Here is a 16,281-nt window from a genome sequence, read left to right as displayed (position 1 = left end):
CCGGCCTGTTGAAAACATTGTCTGGCAGCCCTCCCCGCCTCTGGGCCTCTACACCGTTATTGTTGATCCCTTTGAGATGCCGACCTCTGCAACCAGCCGTTTCCGGGTCACAGTCAGATATAGAGGCTCCGTCATTGTCTCGCAGCGGGGCACGGCTGTCAGGGACCATCGCCGTCAGCCTGTCTGTAACTTCACGCTGTCCTCATGATGCACGTTGTTGCAACCACTCCTGGCGAACGATCTAGCCAGCATGAGGCCTTTTTACAGGCTGTGCGTACACGCTTGAGCGCCCAGCATGCTGGGCTGTTTGCAGCACCACAACCAGCCACTCTGGCGGGACAGATCAACTGGATGACACAGGCGCATACTGTCGTGGCGTTTTTCGCCTGCTCAGCGCAAACGCAACAGCAGGCCTTACGCTATATTGGCACAACGCTTTCGGCTATCCGCCGGGTTGCGGAGACTGAAAACAGTCCGATACGCCAGTATTTTCTTAAAATGCAACGTATCCCTTCTCTGGACTGTATTTTCATTGCCGATGGTCGGCCTGTGCTGACACAGTGGGGCCTGAGCAACACCACCTCAGATCCTCTGGCGGCCTATGACGATGGGCAGCCGGGAAAAATCCGTAAAACGCTTTTCCCGTTCCCTCCGCGTTTTGCTGCTGCAGCGCTGGCAGGGGCAGCCCTCGGACTGGCTTGTGGCTGCCTGCTGTTACGCAGCATGCCAGAACAGAATTTCTGCGGCAAAAAAAACGGGATTCCAGAAAAAATCTGGAAAACACATGATCTCTCCCTGATTAAGGGCTGCTGGCTGCGGATAAGCAATTTGAACACACGCAATCTGACAACACAAAAAGTCACAAAAGTTGCAAAATGGTCTTTCTGTTTTGATGACTCTGGCACCAACGGTACGCAGGAACTGCATTACGACGATGGTCAAGCCTGCAAAGGTCCCATGCACACCCATTTTGAAAATGGAACGCTGGTGGTTGAAGCGGAAAGATGCCCATTTCCCTCAACCAACAACAGATTTGTTGCCACCACCTATCGCTGCACGCAGCAACCCGATGGGCTTGTCTCCTGCCCGGGCACTACGACAGATCCGAGCGTACCGTGGGCGCAACGGCAAGGGACGGCAGAAGGCACTTTTCAGAGGCTGGGCCAATAATGGCATCCTTCCACCACCTGCCTGCCTCTCATGATCCGGACTGTGCCTCCTCATGATCATAGACCGCAGTTCCCACAGTTTCGATCATGCCTATGCCCCTGCACTTCTCCAAGCGCTAGCGCAGCGATTGAGCCCGGCCCACGCGGCGCTTTTCGCCATGCCTGTGCAAGAGGGGGACAGCATCAACTGGCACAGCACAGGCAGCCAGCATATGCCGATCTCGGCTCTTGCGCCTGCCTCTGCCGAGGCACTCCTGCGTCATGCGGCTTCCATCCTTTCGGATGTCCGCCGCGTTGCAAATAGCGAGGCAGGCCTGATCCGCACGCACTACCGGCAGCTTGTCGCCCTGCCGGAAAGCAATTCCGTCCATGTTGTTGATGGCGGCCCCGTTCTGTCCCGCTGGGGATGTGGCACAACAACGCCGCAATGGATCACGGATCTGGATGACGGTCGGCCACCCCGCCAGTCTCATTCCATATTTCCTGTTCCGCCTCGCCTGTGGCTCGCGGCCATTGTGGGGGCGGCTCTGGGCCTTGCCTCCGGAGCGAGCGTGTTGCTCTTCACGCCTGCCAACCGAGCATGCCGGGACATGATCAACCACGCACTCTGGTACAAGCAGGATCTGGCCGCCATATCCGGTTGCTGGGTGCGCTCCAGCAATATGGAAGGAGCTGTCAATGACGTGGTGACGCATGACGGCTATAAATCATGGCAATTGTGTATGGGCTCTGATGGCCGACACGGCACTATGAACGTCACGCTGGACGTTGGACCGGGCGGCACATCCTGTACAGCCCCGGCCCTTGGCACATTCAAGGATGGAAAAGCCGTTATTACTACTCCATACTGCAAGTCGGCCCTCTATACTTATCTTCCGCGTATTGCCATCTGCAAACAGAAAGATAACGACCATATGCTGTGCGACATTCACCCCAATATTGCTGACGCCAGCCTTCCTCCCGGCGCTGCAAAATACCATGAGGGTGAATTGACGCGCAGCAAAGTGGCTGCAAGTACACCATGATTTTCAAGACCTCCCGATGGAGCCATACCGCGTATGTCTGATACCATTTCCCTTATTCCTGACAGCCTTATCCAGTTTGATACTGTCCGGCTGAACGCATCAGACTGCGCCCGCCTGCGCTGCAGTTTCTGGGAAGACCCGACAGGTATCGGACATGATGGCACACCCGAGACCATCCTGCGCCCCTTGGAATATGATCCGGACCACGATGCCCTAGTCTACTACCTGGATGGCATGGTCAAGGAACCGCCAGAAGGGCAGGAATATACCATTCTACGCAAAGACGTGCTGGAGATGCTTGAAGGGCAGTGGGTGCCACTCCCCTATTTTGCCATGCTGGGGGAAACAGGGGCAGCGGGCTTCCAGAGCGGGCCTTCAAACTGGGTGCGTGGCCGCCTGCGCCGGGTCGAGAATGAAAATGGGGAAGAGGAAATTCTCCTCAACCTCGCTTTTGACACAACACTCTGCGAGATCATCAACACCCACTACACCGGTCCCACGCAGGATGATGCCTCACGCAACCAACGCTACGCCTTTGTGTCCGATCTGCCAACAATGGGCTGGATGCTGGAAAGCCCCTGGCTGAAAGGCTGGATTGAAGAACTCTACAAAGAAAGTCAGGATGCCATTCCCGGCCGGCGACGCGTGGTGATCGAGGACCCTGATGTGCCGGTGCCTGTCCTGCGCGCGCAGGCCATCTATGTGTCCTTCCTGAATCTGCTAACACAAGCTGCCCCTCTGCCCTTCCTGCGGTTGCTGAATACGGAGAAAGAAATACCGGTTTCCGTTGATCTTGTTCTGGATCTTGGCAATTTCCGCAGTTGCGGGATCATGATTGAGGAACATCCCGGAACCAGCCAGCGAGAAGTGGACAGCTATATTCTGGAACTTCGGGATCTGGCCCACCCGGAAAAGACCTATGACGAACCATTTTCCAGCCGGATAGAATTTGGCCGTGCAGCCTTTGGCCGCGATTTTCATTCCCGCCGCTCTGGCCGGGATCATGCCTTCCTGTGGCCATGCCCTGTCAGAACCGGGCCGGAAGCCGAACGCATGATGGCCTCCCGCCTCGGGATCGAGGGGATGTCTGGCATCTCCACGCCCAAGCGATATTTGTGGAACACCCGCCCCTCCCGTCAGGGGTGGCGCTTCAATAATGGCCTGAACCGTGACGGGCAGATTTCTGACCCGCTGGTTAACGGCCCCTTCCGGCGGGAACTGCTGGCGCTGCTGGATCAGACCCCCAAACTCCGTGTAAGCCGAGAAGATGATCGCAATTCAGCCTGTGCAACAGGACCATGCGTTCTCTCCCGCAGCCTGCTCTTTACGCTGATGCTGGAAGAAGTTTTGCTGCAGGCTCTCTCCTACATGAACTCCCATGCGTTCAGAACACGGCGCAGGGACAGCACGCGGCGCAGGAAGCTGCGCTCCATTGTCCTGACCATGCCGCCAGGCATGCCGGTTGCCGAGCAAAGGATATTCAGAAAACGTGCCGAAACAGCCATCACTTTTGCGTGGGCTTCAGCCAGACAGAAAGAAGCGCCGCCCAAACTCCGCGCGGAACTGGATGAAGCCACCGCTACGCAGATCGTCTGGCTGCATAATGAAGTAACAGAACGCCTTGGCGGCCATGTTGACGCACTGTTTGAACTTTACGGCAAAGCCAAGGCGGCAGATGAACCGGCTCGGATCCGTGTTGCCAGCATGGATATTGGCGGCGGCACCACAGACCTGATGGTGACAACTTATACGCTGCAAAGCGGAGATGCACTCTCCCCCCATCAGGACTTTCGGGAAAGCTTTACCATTGCAGGGGATGACCTGCTGGAGGCGATTATCGCCCGCCTTGTCATTCCTCCACTGGAACAGGCGCTGACGCAGGCCGGGCTGGTTGATGCGGACAAGATGCTCAACAGGGCACTGGCCAAGGATCATGGTGATCAGGACGAGCAGGATCGTCACCGCCGCAAACTGTTTGTTTCCACCGTGCTGGAACCTGCCGCACTCAAGACACTAGGGATCTACGAAAACGTCGATCCCTATTTTGAAGGGTCTCTGGACAGCTTCCTGCTGAAGGACGTCGTGACAGGCGATGTGGCCCAGCGTGACCGTTGCCTAGCCTTCCTGCGCGAGCAGATTGAACGCCATGTGGAAGGGTTTGGCCCCCACAGCGCCGCCGCCGCCTTTGACGCGGCGGCTTTTGACCCGCTTGAAGTCAGTATTGATGTTTCAACAGACAAGGTTGAACGCGCCATCAAGTTCAAGCTTGGAAAAGTCTTGTCTGATCTTTCCGAAATTGTCTGGACATATGATTGCGATGTGCTGCTGCTGTCTGGCCGCCCATCCAAATTACGCAAGGTGCAGGATCTGATCATTGGGGCCATGCCGGTTCCGCCCCATCGCATTATCGCCATGCACAACTACGCCATTGGCAAACATTACCCGTTTGCAGATTCCTCTGACCGAATCAATGACCCCAAAACAACTGTTGTTGTCGGGGCAGCCCTGTGTGTACAGGCAGAAGGCCGGATTCAGAACTTTGTTCTGCGCACACGCAATCTGGAAATGCGGTCCACGGCACGCATTATTGGCAAAATGGACCAGACCGGCCAGATCCGGGAACAGAATGTCCTGCTATCCGACATCGATCTTGATGGCCCGCTACCTGAAGAACCCATGAAATTCTCCATTACGGATTTCCAGGGCAAAACCATGATCGGCTTTCGGCAGCTGCCGCTGGAACGCTGGACCACAAGTGCGCTTTACTGCTTGGAATTTTCGCAAAACAGACCACCAGACCTCAGCCGGATCACCATGCCGCTGACGGTAACCTTATCTCGCCGCACCCGCGCCAATGCGGAGAATGAAGAAGAACAGGGTGATTTTTCCAACCGGGAGGATTTCGAAATCCTACAGGTTCTGACTGCAGATGATGAAGACCTGATGTCAAAACCGGTGGAACTGACCCTGCAGACAACGCTGAAGCCAGAAGGCTACTGGCGCGATACTGGCTGCCTGGACCTGAGGAAATAAGACCGTGACTCTTTCTGAGCAAACACAGACCCTCGCAAGACTTTCCACTCAGGCAACCAGTTGGGTAGCGCACCATGCGCCAGAAGCTGGGCCCGATGCGCTTGTGGATTTGCGCCGTCAGGGCCGGATGGCGCGCCGCCTTGCGGCTGCAGCCTCCCGCCCCCCTGCTGTTGCAGTGTACGGAGCCTCTCAGGCTGGCAAGTCCTACCTCATGTCCGGCCTTTCCAGCCCTGCAGAAGGGCCATTCCTGATCTCTTACGGAGATCGGCAGCTTGATTACCTTCTGGAAATCAATCCGTCCGGTGGCGATGAATCATCAGGGCTTGTCTCACGCTTTACGCTGCATGCCCCACGCTCACCCAATCCACAGTTTTCCGTTCCCGTAAAACTTCTTTCAATTTCTGATATTATCAGAATTATTGGCAATACCTTTCTTTCAGACTTCAGAATTATCGAAAACAAGGAAAAACCGGAAACCATCCCCTTGCAATGGAATGCCCTTGCTGCACGGCTTGAAGCGTTACCGCCTGCTGATGGACAAGGGGTTTTCACCATTGATGATGTAGAGGCGCTACGCGAATATTTTGAGCGCAAATTTGGTGATAAAAACTGGATCAGCACCCTGACCCCTGCCTATTGGGACTGGATGGGGCGCACCATTGCCACGCTCCCGCTCCATGCTGCCATCATGGCATTCTCACCCTTGTGGGGCCACACGCAGTATCTGACAGATTATGCTACGCAGCTTGTCCGCGCGCTGGTGGAACTTGGGCAACCAGAACTCGCTTTTTGCGGTGTTGATGCCCTAGTTCCCAGGGCGGTCAGTATCCTGAACGTCATGACCCTGTTCCAGACGACCGTGAATGCGCAAAGCCTCACGCTCCTCAGCAACACAGGCGCCTCGGCCACGCTCCCCAGAAACATTGTGTCCGCCTTGGTATCGGAACTTGTTGTGCCCATGCAAACGGCCCGCTGGGACTTCATGCAGACAACAGACCTGCTGGACTTCCCCGGTGCACGCTCCCGTCTGGAAATAAGCGACGTCGCAAAAGGGGCTGATATTGTCGGCAAGCTTTTCCTGCGCGGGAAAGTGGATTACCTGTTTGAACTCTACCAGACCGATATGGAAGTCACATCGCTCCTGCTCTGTGTGGCGGACTCCGCGCAGGAAGTGACCGGCCTGCCGCGCATGATAGAAAGCTGGATCCATAGCACCCTAGGCAAAACAGCCAGGGACCGCGCCAGCCAGGCGGACAGCTTGTTTGTCATTCTCACAAAATTTGACCGGCAGTTTGAAGGAAAAGCCGGCGCGGATGACAACAGCACCGAGACATGGGACATGCGCCTAAATGCCTCGCTGATCAATTTTTTCAAGGCCCCCTGGGTTGATGAGTGGAAGCCCGGACAACCTTTCAACAATGTCCAGTGGCTCCGGGCTGCCTCTGCGGGTGATCTGTACTGCAAGGACAGTCGTGGCACGCATGAAACCGAAATGCAGCCCGATGTAAAAGCCAGGGTGGAGCGTCGCCGTGCCGCCTATTTGAGGAGTGAGCCGGTTCTCAAGCATATTGCCAATTACGAAAAAGCTTTCGATCAGGCTCTTCTGCCGAATGACGGCGGCATCAGCTATCTGGCAGAGCGTTTGCGGCCGCTCTGCGCCAGCAATACCAAAAATGAACAGTTGGCTGCACGGATGCATGACTGTGCCTCCGCCATTCTGGCGTTGACTGCACGCTATTATCATGACCCTGACAGCATGAATGCCACGGAGGAAGCGCAGCAGGCCCTGGGCGCCATTGCCAACGAGCTGAGCGCCCTGTACCACAACCGGATGTTTGGCCCGTTCCTGCTACATCTTTCGCTTCCGCGGGAAACAATTATCAGGGAATGGCGCAATTTCAGCAGTGATATTGAGACAACACCGCCACAGCCCGCCACAACCAGCCTGCTTTCCGGTATTCTGAACATTGCGCAAGCACAGACCGCGCCAGCAAAAGACCAGCATGACCAGTTTGCAGAACAGGTGATGTCCGTCTGGGTTGAGGAGCGCCTGAACGCCTTTATGACAGACCCCGTGCAAGCCGCCGCATTTGGCATGAAGCCCCATACCATTCGCCCGTTTATTGAGCGCCTTGAAAAGTTGGCTGACACACTGGGAATTGAGAAGACCATTGCCGAGCATTTACGGCTCCAGTGCAGCCATAATAACGCTTTGACGCAATCCGGCGAAAAGCAGGCAGTCATCTGTGCCGAAATCATTGGTCGATTTGTGACGTATCTTGGATATAAAACCATGCCGGAAGATGCCCGGCCTGCGCTGCCCGCAAATGGTAGGGCCATTTTCAGCCGGCCGGAGGCACCAGTTGATTTTCCACAACTTCCGGAAAAACCTGCTGTGTACCTGGATAATTTCTTTCAGGGTTGGGTTCTGGGCCTCCTGCGCCGCCTTGAGGAAGGTGGCCCGAATTTTGATATTGAAGCCAACAAACAGTTGGGAACCATACTGGACACCTTGGAGCCCTTGAAATCATGACGCAGTTCCTTACCGTTATCCCCGGCCCGCATCAGGATGGTGCCTCCATCATCCTGCGTGGCCGTGCGGCAGATGTCAGCCTGAACACGGTTTCTGTCAGAGCGCCCGACGTGTTTGCTGAAACACAGCATGGCTGCCCGCTGAGTGCGGAAAGCGGGGATTTGCACATTACCCTGCCGCCGCATGTTGCAGGCAGGTTTGAACCCGGCACAGCCTACCATCTGGAAATTCCGGAACTTGGTATCAGCGGCGATGTTGATGAATGGCCCTCACTGGCCGGTATTATTCCCCCTCCCCCGCCGCCTCAGCCACCGCGCCCTAAGGTAGAGACCAAAACCGAAACCCCGGTTCCTCCCCCTGTGCAGCCACCGGCACCAGAACGGCCTGCTGCCTCATCTGCCACGCAGATTGTTCCCAAAAAGCCCCGACCAGCGTGGCTGCCGTTTGCGATAGCGAGCGGCATCATCTCGCTGGGCGTGCTGGCATTTCTCCTGTTCCACTTTATCCTGCCACATTTCGGTTCTGGCTCTAACAGCGTCCCCGTATATCCTGCCATGCCGCATCATGCCATGGATCAGGACAACTCTCCGCAGATCAGCACACCTCCGGCAAGCGGCTCTGGCCTGAGCGCACTTTCGGTTCCAGCTGTCATACAGCAGGCTGCCACACCGGCCTTGATTGGCGCGGAAGGGGAACGCCGCCTGTTCTCCGGCAAACCTGACGAAGGCCTGCTTCTGCTTGAAGCCGCGGCAGACCGTGGAGACAATGCCGCCCGCCTGCATCTGGGTCATCTGTACGATCCGACAAAGTTTGACGGTACAGGCCCCATTCCCAGCCCGGACATGCGTGAAGCCGCCAAATATTATGAAGCCGCCCAGAACGCAGGAGCACCCGAAGCTGCACAGGACCGTGCCAACCTGCATGACTGGCTGCTCAAGCAAGCCAGCAATGGCGACCTTAACGCACAACTGGCTCTGAAAGATTACTGGAAATGAAAGCCCTTTCTGCATCGGCTTTAAAAGGAGCCCTTCTGGCAGCCTCCCTGCTGTCGGCCGCCATCCCCACTCTGGCCACGGCGGCCCCCCTTCTGCAGCCGGGCAAGCATAGCCTGTATCAGCGGGTTATTACCCGCCCCGGCGCCACGATGGGCACAACAGCAGCAATGACAGACGCCAAACCTATTGACGGATTTGAAGTTTTTTACGTTTTTGCACATAACAACGGAAAAATTCAGGTTGGCAGCAGCGCAACCGGCACTGCTGAAGGCTGGATTGACGAGAGCAAGACCATTGTGTGGCCTCACACGATGGTGGGTGCCTTCACCAACCCGGCAGGCCGCAACCGCGCACTGTTTCTGGATAACGCAGAACATGAGCAGGACCTGCTGACCAGCGCGGATTCAGGGCAAAAAGCCGCCATGCTGATGGCGAACACCAAGGCTGGCAAGCCTGGTCCTGTTGTCGCCCTTGAGCCAGAAAATTACGTTGATATTACAAAGAACTTCTATCTTCTTCCCATTCTGGACGCCAAACAGATTGAACGGGACAGCGGCCCGTCCGTGCGCATGCTGCATGTGATTTCTGCCCCGGCCCCCCGTTCCAGCGCCGAAGCCATAAGTTCTCCTGATGTCTTAAAAAACTTCAAGGCGGGGCTTGTCTTTGTTATTGACACGACCTCCAGCATGGAGTCGTATATCGAACAGACACGCTCTGCCATAAAAAGCATTATCCAGACCATGCAGGGCACAGCAGCGGCACAGAACTTCCGGTTTGGTCTGGTCGCTTATCGAGATAGCCTGTCTGACACCAGCAAGCTGGAATATGAGACAAAGGTTTATGCAAAACCCGATTTCTCCCAGCCTGTTGATGCCGTGCTGCCTGCCATTGCAGACGTGCATGATGCACCAGTCTCTTCCAGCAGTTTTGATGAAGATGCCATAGCGGGTGTCCGCACGGCCGTAGATTCCATTAACTGGGATGAGTTTGCTGGCCGCTATATGGTCCTGATTACGGACGCAGGGGCACGCAACGGCAACGATCCCCACAGCATCACGCACCTGAACATTGACGAAGCACGGCAGCTTGCGGCAGCCAAGGGTATTGCCCTGTTTGTTGTGCATCTGCTGACCCCGGAGGGCGATACGGCGCATGATCATGGCCATGCTGCAGCACAATACCGGAACCTGTCCCGCTTTGGGACGGCTGGCAGTCTTTACTATCCCGTGCAGGGGGGCAGCCCGGAAGCCTTTCGGCCGGTTGTCCAGGCACTTTCCACCTCCCTCCTCCAGCAGGTGGCGGATACAACTGGCCGCCCGATTGCAGGCCTGACCCCGAAAGGGCAGGCACCCGATCCTAAAATGGCAGTTGTCGGACAAGCCATGCGGCTGGCGTTTCTGGGCAGGAATGAGAACACCAAGGCCCCCGATGTGGTGGAAAGCTATACGACGGACCGCGACCCGGCTGATACGCTCCACCGCAGTCTGGATGTACGTGTGCTGCTAACACGCAACCAGCTTTCTGATCTGGCGGCATCACTGCAGCATATCCTTGATGCAGGGCTAGCTGGACGGATTGAGCCACAGACCTTCTTCACACAACTGCAATCGGCTTTTGCAGCCTCGGCACGCGATCCCTCAACCATCAGCCATATTGACCGGATCGGTCCATTGCTGGGCGAATATCTGGATGATCTTCCCTACAAGTCCGATGTCGCTTCCATTACGCAGGATACCTGGCTAGCAATGGGGGCCATAGGACAGCGCACCATCCTGAACAACATTGCAAGCCGCCTGCGCCTTTATCAGGATTTTGAATCCCATCCTGAACTGTGGGTTCACCTTGGCCACAGCAAGGATGATGGCGAGGCAGTTTATCCCGTACCGCTGGAAGCCCTCCCCTGACCGCCGCCCGGCAGCTCCTGCATGTGCGTGATCTGGCATGGCAGTCACCAGATGGGAGCTTTATCTTGCATGTGCCAGAATTTTCGGTACATGCGGGGGACCGGCTGGCCATAACCGGTCCGTCAGGATGCGGGAAAAGTACGCTTCTCGGTTTGCTGTCTCTGGCACTGCAGCCTGTGGTATGCCAGATCTTTACCTTGCAGGGCATGTCGGTAAACCTGACGGATACAACAGCCAGAGCCCGCATGCAGAAAGCGGCCTTGCGGGCCAGATCTTTTGGGTTTGTGCCGCAAATGAGTGCACTTTTACCGTTTTTATCGATTTATGATAACATTCGGCTGCCTCTGGATATCTTGAATACAAAAGCCCCGGCCCGATTGAAAACGCTCGCTCAACGACTTGACATTGAGGCCTGCCTGACACGGATGCCTGCCAGAATTTCCGTTGGTCAACGTCAGCGGGCAGCAATTGCACGGGCGCTTGTGCATAGCCCCCACCTCCTTCTGGCTGATGAACCCACTGCAGCCCTGCATCCGGATCAGGCAGAGAACGTCATGCATTTGCTCAGCACAGAAACCGCGGCCGATGGCGCCGTTGTTGTCGTCACACATGATCCGGAACTGGCCAGCAAAGCAGGATATGCCCTGATACCTGCCATTCTGGACGGCCAGACTACCCGCATCAGCACAGCCCCAAAGGCCTTGGCATGAAGAGTTTTCTGCTGATTGTTCGCCTCGCATGGCGCGATCTGCTTGCGGAACGCGTGCTTGCCCTGTGCCTGCTGATCGGTCTTACGGCAACAGCCGCCCCTCTGCTAGTGCTGGCTGGATTGAGAACCGGGCTTGTGGAAGGGCTGAGAAGCAGCCTTCTGGAAAATCCTCACGTTCGAGAAATATCAAGCGCCAGCAACAAGGAGTATCAGACAGAATGGCTGGCGAACCTGAAAGAGCTTCCCACTGTCAGCTATCTGGCCCCCAAAACCCGTACTCTTGCCGCCAGTGTGCTACTTGTGCCTGAAGGGCGGCCCGCTGATGGCCGGCATATTGAACTGATCCCTTCGAGCCCAGGCGACCCGCTTCTGTTGCCCCAAAGCATGCCTGTATCCTCTCACGCGCTTATTCTTTCTTCCACCACCACCACAGCCCTGCACCTCAAGGCCGGTGATAAGGTAGAGATCCATATTCCCCGACTGGGCGGCAATTCTGAAACCACGGTTCTGCCACTGGTCATCAGTGACATCGCCAGTCCGCGCACAACCTTGCAGGATGCCGGTTTTGTCTCGCTCAGACTGGCTCAGTCCGTTGAAATTTATCGGGAAAATCCGGTCTCATGGCAGGAAGCGTGGCTACGCGGCGCAGCTCTTGTCCCCACCTACCCCGGCTTCCGCCTGTATGCCCGCCATATTGAAGATGTACCAGCCCTTGATAAAGACCTGCGCAGCCAGGGGATAGAAATTATATCCCACGCTGGCGACGTGGAGGACCTTCTGGCGCTGGATAATCGGCTCACACTCCTGTTCCGTTTGACAGCACTTTTGGGAATACTCGGCTTTTTTGCAAGCCTGAGCGCCGGATTGTGGTCCGGCGTACAGCGTAAACGGCTGACACTGGCCACCATGCAGTTCCTCGGCGTGAAGCGCCTGATGCTGCTGCCGGTGCTGCAGGGCCAGTTTCTGGCCATAACTGGAATCCTTGCTGCATTTCTGGGCGCTTTTGCTGTGGCTTACATTATCAATATAACATTTTCCGCCACGCTGCCGGGCGGACGCCCCTTGTGCATTCTGGATGGCGCCTTGTGTCTGGAAGCCTGCATCGCCACCAGTGCTGGCGCTTTTATCGTGTCTTTGGCTGCGGCAATCCGCACAGCCAGAATTGAACCGTGGGAAGGCATTAGTACACCATGACTTATCGCGCTCTGCTACTCGTCTCAACACTATCCAGCATCTGGTTTTCTCCCGCTCATGCTGCCGAGCAATGGGACAGCAAGCTGATTGACCCCCATCCCGCCGCCGAAGATCTGACATTACCCATGCCATGCGGGGGCGCCATGGTGTTCCGCCCGGTTGATGTGCCTGCTGGCAGCGGGGAACTGGATGACGCAGCCATAACAACAGGTCGTAAAGACAGTCAGGATGGCTATAACCAGTTTTTACGCACCGCCTGGCTGGGCGCACCCTTTACCGTACCCAGCCACAAGGATTTGCAACGCTATTATATTGGCAAATATGATGTCACCCGGAATCAGTATAATGCCGTGATGTCTGGCCAGTGCGCCGCCGCCACAGCAGCAGGCAGGCTCCCGCAAACCCAGATCTCCTTTAAGGATGCACAGGATTTTGCAGCAAACTGGACCATATGGCTCCTGAAAAACGCTAGGGACAAACTTCCCCAGCGGCAGAAGAAAGCTGGCTTTATCAGGCTGCCCACAGATGCCGAATGGTCTTATGCAGCGCGTGGCGGGATGAAGGTCAGTCCGTCTGACTTCCTGGCGCAAACCTGGCCCATGCCTGAAGGTGCAGAGCAATATATCGCGGCCGGACCCGATGTGGGTGGAGTGCAGCCCGTTGGCAGCCTCAAGCCCAATCCGTTGGGACTCTATGATATGCTGGGCAATGTTGATCAAATGCTGCAAGAGAGCTACCGCCTGAACCGGGTGGGCCGTCTGCAGGGCCTTAACGGTGGCATTCTGACCCGTGGCGGGAATTACTTGGCCAACCCCGATGAACTCTCTACTTCGCTGCGGGGCGAAGTCCCACCCTACAACCCCGCCACTGCGGATATGACCAAACTACCAACTCTGGGCTTCCGTGCTGTGATCGGAGCGGAGGCGCTCGGCTCTCTGGAAGCAACACAGCAGGCGCAGGCGGCATTTGACGCTATTCTCACTCATGCAGAACAGCAGTCTTCCGATACCCATAAACTTCTGGAAGCACTCGCGCGTGACGCCACAGATCCCGCGACAAAACTGGGCCTTGAACGCATTAACGCACAAATAGCATCGGACGCACGCGCCAGAACCGATGCCCAAATGACAGCACTGCGTGCGCAGTATCAGGCGCTTATCGCCCTTGGTAATACCATTTGGGAATCGCAAAACATTATTACGCAGATTGATAGTTATATCAGCAGCACAAAATCGGACCCAACGGTTGACCTGTCTGGCGCCTCCAACAATCTGGCACGGCACAAGACACAGCTTTCAGGTCAGGTCTCCGGCTTTATCAGTCTGGTTCAGGCAATGTCTGACAGTGCGAATGACACTCCGCTTCTGACAAAAGCGGCTGACCTAGAGCGTGAAGCCATTGCACAGAGAGGCCAAACCTACCAGCTGTCTTTCCTGTCCGTAGCCCAAGAAAAGGTAATGCAGGCGCACAAAAGTGGGCTACCGACGCCAGATGACGTCCTGACAGCCCTGAAAAAAATCACCCCACAAGGGCGAGACACCAAGTAGAAGCAGACGCCTCTACCTGGTCCCTGATCAGATATGAGACATCAAAGCATTGAGGCGTGCCTGACGTGCCTTGATTTCTGCATCGTTGGACTCGGTTGCAGGGTTAGCCTGCAACTTTTGTAGAGCTGCCAGTTCTGCACGGGCTTTCTGCAACTGGGACTGTGACAAAAAGCGAGAAGCCTGTGCCGAGGCAAGTCGGGACTTCAATGCAGCCGTCTGCTGAGAAAGCGCCTTAAGCTCACCCTGGCGTGTGACAACATTTGCCTGCGCCTGCCGTGCTTCCGCAGCAGCCTGTTGCGCCTGCTGATGCGCCGCGGCTGCCTGCGCGGAAGAATACTGCAACTGCTGCCTGAAATCGGCAGTTCTGGCAGAATATCCTCCCCCCATGGCGCAGCCTGCCCCTGTAAAAAGGTCTGTATGGTCCGGATCACAATTCTGCGCAGCGCATGCTGCGAGAAACCCCACAGACAGCAACGGCAAAACCGACCGCCAATGTGCAAAACCGATCATACTGCAGGAGCCTGTCCGGAAACATCACCCGGTACCTGGCTGAGATTTGCAACCAGTCTTTCCTCGTTGCTTTTAAGAATATCAGCTTTTTGCTTCATTGCGGCAGCATTGGCGGCCATCTGCGCATCGTTCCCGCGATACGTAGCATAGGTCTGCATCTGCTGTGCCTGCTGTGCGTACTTCTGGGCCAGACCGTCCAGTGCTGTCGCATCTTTGCTATATTTTTGAACAGCCTGTGCGTACTGTGCCTTGTCGATCTGGTGCGCCTTGTACTGAGCATCCAGAGACGAGAGTTCTGTATTAGCCTGATCCGCAATGGCCTGAGACCCTGCAGCATCTTCTGTCGCAGTTGCAACGCTCTGCTGGGCTTCAGTGATTGCTTTTTGATAGGTGTCTTCAGTCTGCTGCTGAGCCTGCGTACGGCTCGCAACAGCATAGGCAAGACCCGTACCAGCAGCCAGACCGCTTACACCACCAAGAGCAGCGCTTGTGGCATTATGTCCAGCCAGCATGCCAATGCCTGCTCCAACAAGCCCACCGACCACAGCACCTTCAACCAATGTCGTGTTGAAATGTGCATTCCGCTGACGAAGTTGACGCTCAGCCGGAGAGAGGGACGCATTATTTGCATCAGATGCACAGGCCGTCAGCATTGTAGCCGCAGCCAGAGAAATGCAGGTCAGTTTTTTCATAATTTTATAACATCTTCCAGTAAATTGGCATGACACAAACGGTTTAGAAAGTATCTTTCCACCCCATCCAAATCCCGCTTTCTTTAAATTTAAAACTTAAAAACGCATGGATCACACCAAGTATATCAAAAATTTTCTTGTGTGAATAGAAAAGGGAAAGTCTCAAAAAAACAAAAATCTACCTATCAATGCACTGATCTTCATCTTCGACGCCATTTTGTCATGATAATCCTAACGCTCTAGAAAAATGAAGGGAGACGTTTTTTATCTGAACTAAGCAGCTAATACACGGGATTTCTGTTGCGCATAAAAGCGTGCTTCAGCGGGCGGGATGTTTCCAAATAGAGGACAAGATCCGCCGACTGTTGAGCCAGTCGCCCCATTTAAGCGTTGCCAACTCGACCACTCCCCTGTTTTTCCATGGTACCTGCCGATAGATGAGTGGTTTTGTAGAGCCCATTGATGGTCTCCGCCAAGACATTATCATAGGAATCCCCAACACTCCCTACAGGAGCAACGAGACCCGCTTCAGCCTGTCTTTGCGTATAGCAAATGAACATATACTTACCGCCGCGGTCCGAATGGTGGATTACTTTTCCCTCAGATCACCTCTAGCACAGAAAGTTTGTTGATGGCTTGTGCATAAAACTAACGCTGCACCAGATCCTGTGGACCAACTCGTGCCGGATCAGGCCGGATCATTCTGATACTTTTTAGAACGCACCGGATATACCAGAAACCGGATATTTTCTACCCCCGTGGGTATGGCAATTATCAACAGGCCATTCCGGAAAAGAGAACTGGCTTCACACCCATGAACAGAGTAAATTTTCTCCACTACTTTCCCAGAATGTTTAACCAATTCTGGGAAAGAAAACGCCAACTGGAAGACGGTAAGTCCTATTCTTTTTGCTGTTTCAACGTGTTAGAAAAGTGTCACTGCGGGTTGATGCGGGTTCGAGTCCCGCAG

The 16,281-nt window shown here is 55.4% G+C and carries 12 protein-coding genes and 1 pseudogene; 10 read left to right on the top strand and 3 right to left on the bottom strand.

What is annotated here, in order from left to right; translation table 11 throughout:
* The 10 genes from HK23_RS14660 to HK23_RS13030 all read left to right on the top strand — a co-directional run.
* The coding region (locus HK23_RS14660) for a hypothetical protein (protein WP_218777715.1) at window positions 1-208 on the top strand (208 nt) is incomplete at its 5' end.
* A 74-nt stretch (window positions 209-282) separates the two neighbouring features.
* Window positions 283-1,170, top strand: coding sequence for a hypothetical protein (locus HK23_RS13070; protein ID WP_086654310.1), 888 nt, complete (start codon window positions 283-285; stop codon window positions 1,168-1,170).
* A 157-nt stretch (window positions 1,171-1,327) separates the two neighbouring features.
* A complete protein-coding gene (locus HK23_RS13065; protein WP_218777714.1) occupies window positions 1,328-2,194 on the top strand; it encodes a hypothetical protein in 867 nt (288 codons plus the stop codon).
* A gap of 33 nt (window positions 2,195-2,227) precedes the next feature.
* Complete coding sequence (locus HK23_RS13060) at window positions 2,228-5,227, top strand: virulence factor SrfB (protein WP_179193909.1); 3,000 nt, start codon at window positions 2,228-2,230, stop codon at window positions 5,225-5,227.
* A gap of 4 nt (window positions 5,228-5,231) precedes the next feature.
* Window positions 5,232-7,760, top strand: a complete 2,529-nt coding sequence (locus HK23_RS13055) for a virulence factor SrfC family protein (RefSeq protein WP_143217570.1) — start codon at window positions 5,232-5,234, stop codon at window positions 7,758-7,760.
* Complete coding sequence (locus HK23_RS13050; RefSeq protein ID WP_086654306.1) at window positions 7,757-8,755, top strand: SEL1-like repeat protein; 999 nt, start codon at window positions 7,757-7,759, stop codon at window positions 8,753-8,755. Before HK23_RS13055 ends, HK23_RS13050 begins: the two co-directional genes overlap by 4 nt.
* Window positions 8,752-10,659, top strand: coding sequence for a vWA domain-containing protein (locus tag HK23_RS13045; protein WP_086654305.1), 1,908 nt, complete (start codon window positions 8,752-8,754; stop codon window positions 10,657-10,659). The genes HK23_RS13050 and HK23_RS13045 overlap by 4 nt, the downstream gene beginning before the upstream one ends.
* Window positions 10,660-10,682: 23 nt before the next feature.
* Window positions 10,683-11,369 carry an ABC transporter ATP-binding protein gene (locus HK23_RS13040; protein ID WP_179193908.1) on the top strand — a complete coding sequence of 229 codons (687 nt, stop codon included), beginning with the start codon at window positions 10,683-10,685 and terminating at the stop codon, window positions 11,367-11,369.
* A complete protein-coding gene (locus HK23_RS13035) occupies window positions 11,366-12,562 on the top strand; it encodes an ABC transporter permease family protein (RefSeq protein WP_086654303.1) in 1,197 nt (398 codons plus the stop codon). Before HK23_RS13040 ends, HK23_RS13035 begins: the two co-directional genes overlap by 4 nt.
* A complete protein-coding gene (locus HK23_RS13030; protein WP_086654302.1) occupies window positions 12,559-14,109 on the top strand; it encodes a formylglycine-generating enzyme family protein in 1,551 nt (516 codons plus the stop codon). Before HK23_RS13035 ends, HK23_RS13030 begins: the two co-directional genes overlap by 4 nt.
* 27 nt (window positions 14,110-14,136) lie before the next feature.
* Here the strand turns inward: HK23_RS13030 and HK23_RS13025 are convergent, their stop codons facing one another.
* From HK23_RS13025 to HK23_RS14815, 3 genes and pseudogenes are all read right to left on the bottom strand, one after another.
* Window positions 14,137-14,619: a hypothetical protein gene (locus HK23_RS13025; RefSeq protein ID WP_086654301.1), complete on the bottom strand. Its 483-nt coding sequence runs from the start codon at window positions 14,617-14,619 to the stop codon at window positions 14,137-14,139.
* On the bottom strand, window positions 14,616-15,311 hold the full coding sequence (locus HK23_RS13020; RefSeq protein WP_086654300.1) for a hypothetical protein: 696 nt from the start codon (window positions 15,309-15,311) through the stop codon (window positions 14,616-14,618). The genes HK23_RS13025 and HK23_RS13020 overlap by 4 nt, the downstream gene beginning before the upstream one ends.
* Window positions 15,312-15,584: 273 nt before the next feature.
* Window positions 15,585-15,910: pseudogene (locus HK23_RS14815) on the bottom strand (IS3 family transposase); the annotation flags it as partial.
* Window positions 15,911-16,281 lie beyond the last annotated feature (371 nt).

Origin of the sequence: Acetobacter malorum, assembly GCF_002153605.1 — a bacterium.
GTDB lineage: Bacteria > Pseudomonadota > Alphaproteobacteria > Acetobacterales > Acetobacteraceae > Acetobacter > Acetobacter malorum_A.
The sequence above is the reverse complement of the archived record's forward strand: the minus strand, read 5'-3'. Positions and strand labels throughout refer to the sequence as shown.

Excerpts from the sequence above, each read along its gene's own strand:
- HK23_RS13020 (WP_086654300.1), bottom strand. The coding sequence starts at position 15,311 with ATGAAAAAACTGACCTGCATTTCTCTGGCTGCGGCTACAATGCTGACG.
- HK23_RS13050 (WP_086654306.1), top strand. The coding sequence starts at position 7,757 with ATGACGCAGTTCCTTACCGTTATCCCCGGCCCGCATCAGGATGGTGCC.
- HK23_RS13060 (WP_179193909.1), top strand. The coding sequence starts at position 2,228 with ATGTCTGATACCATTTCCCTTATTCCTGACAGCCTTATCCAGTTTGAT.
- HK23_RS13035 (WP_086654303.1), top strand. The coding sequence starts at position 11,366 with ATGAAGAGTTTTCTGCTGATTGTTCGCCTCGCATGGCGCGATCTGCTT.
- HK23_RS13065 (WP_218777714.1), top strand. The coding sequence starts at position 1,328 with ATGCCTGTGCAAGAGGGGGACAGCATCAACTGGCACAGCACAGGCAGC.
- HK23_RS13025 (WP_086654301.1), bottom strand. The coding sequence starts at position 14,619 with ATGATCGGTTTTGCACATTGGCGGTCGGTTTTGCCGTTGCTGTCTGTG.
- HK23_RS13030 (WP_086654302.1), top strand. The coding sequence starts at position 12,559 with ATGACTTATCGCGCTCTGCTACTCGTCTCAACACTATCCAGCATCTGG.
- HK23_RS13045 (WP_086654305.1), top strand. The coding sequence starts at position 8,752 with ATGAAAGCCCTTTCTGCATCGGCTTTAAAAGGAGCCCTTCTGGCAGCC.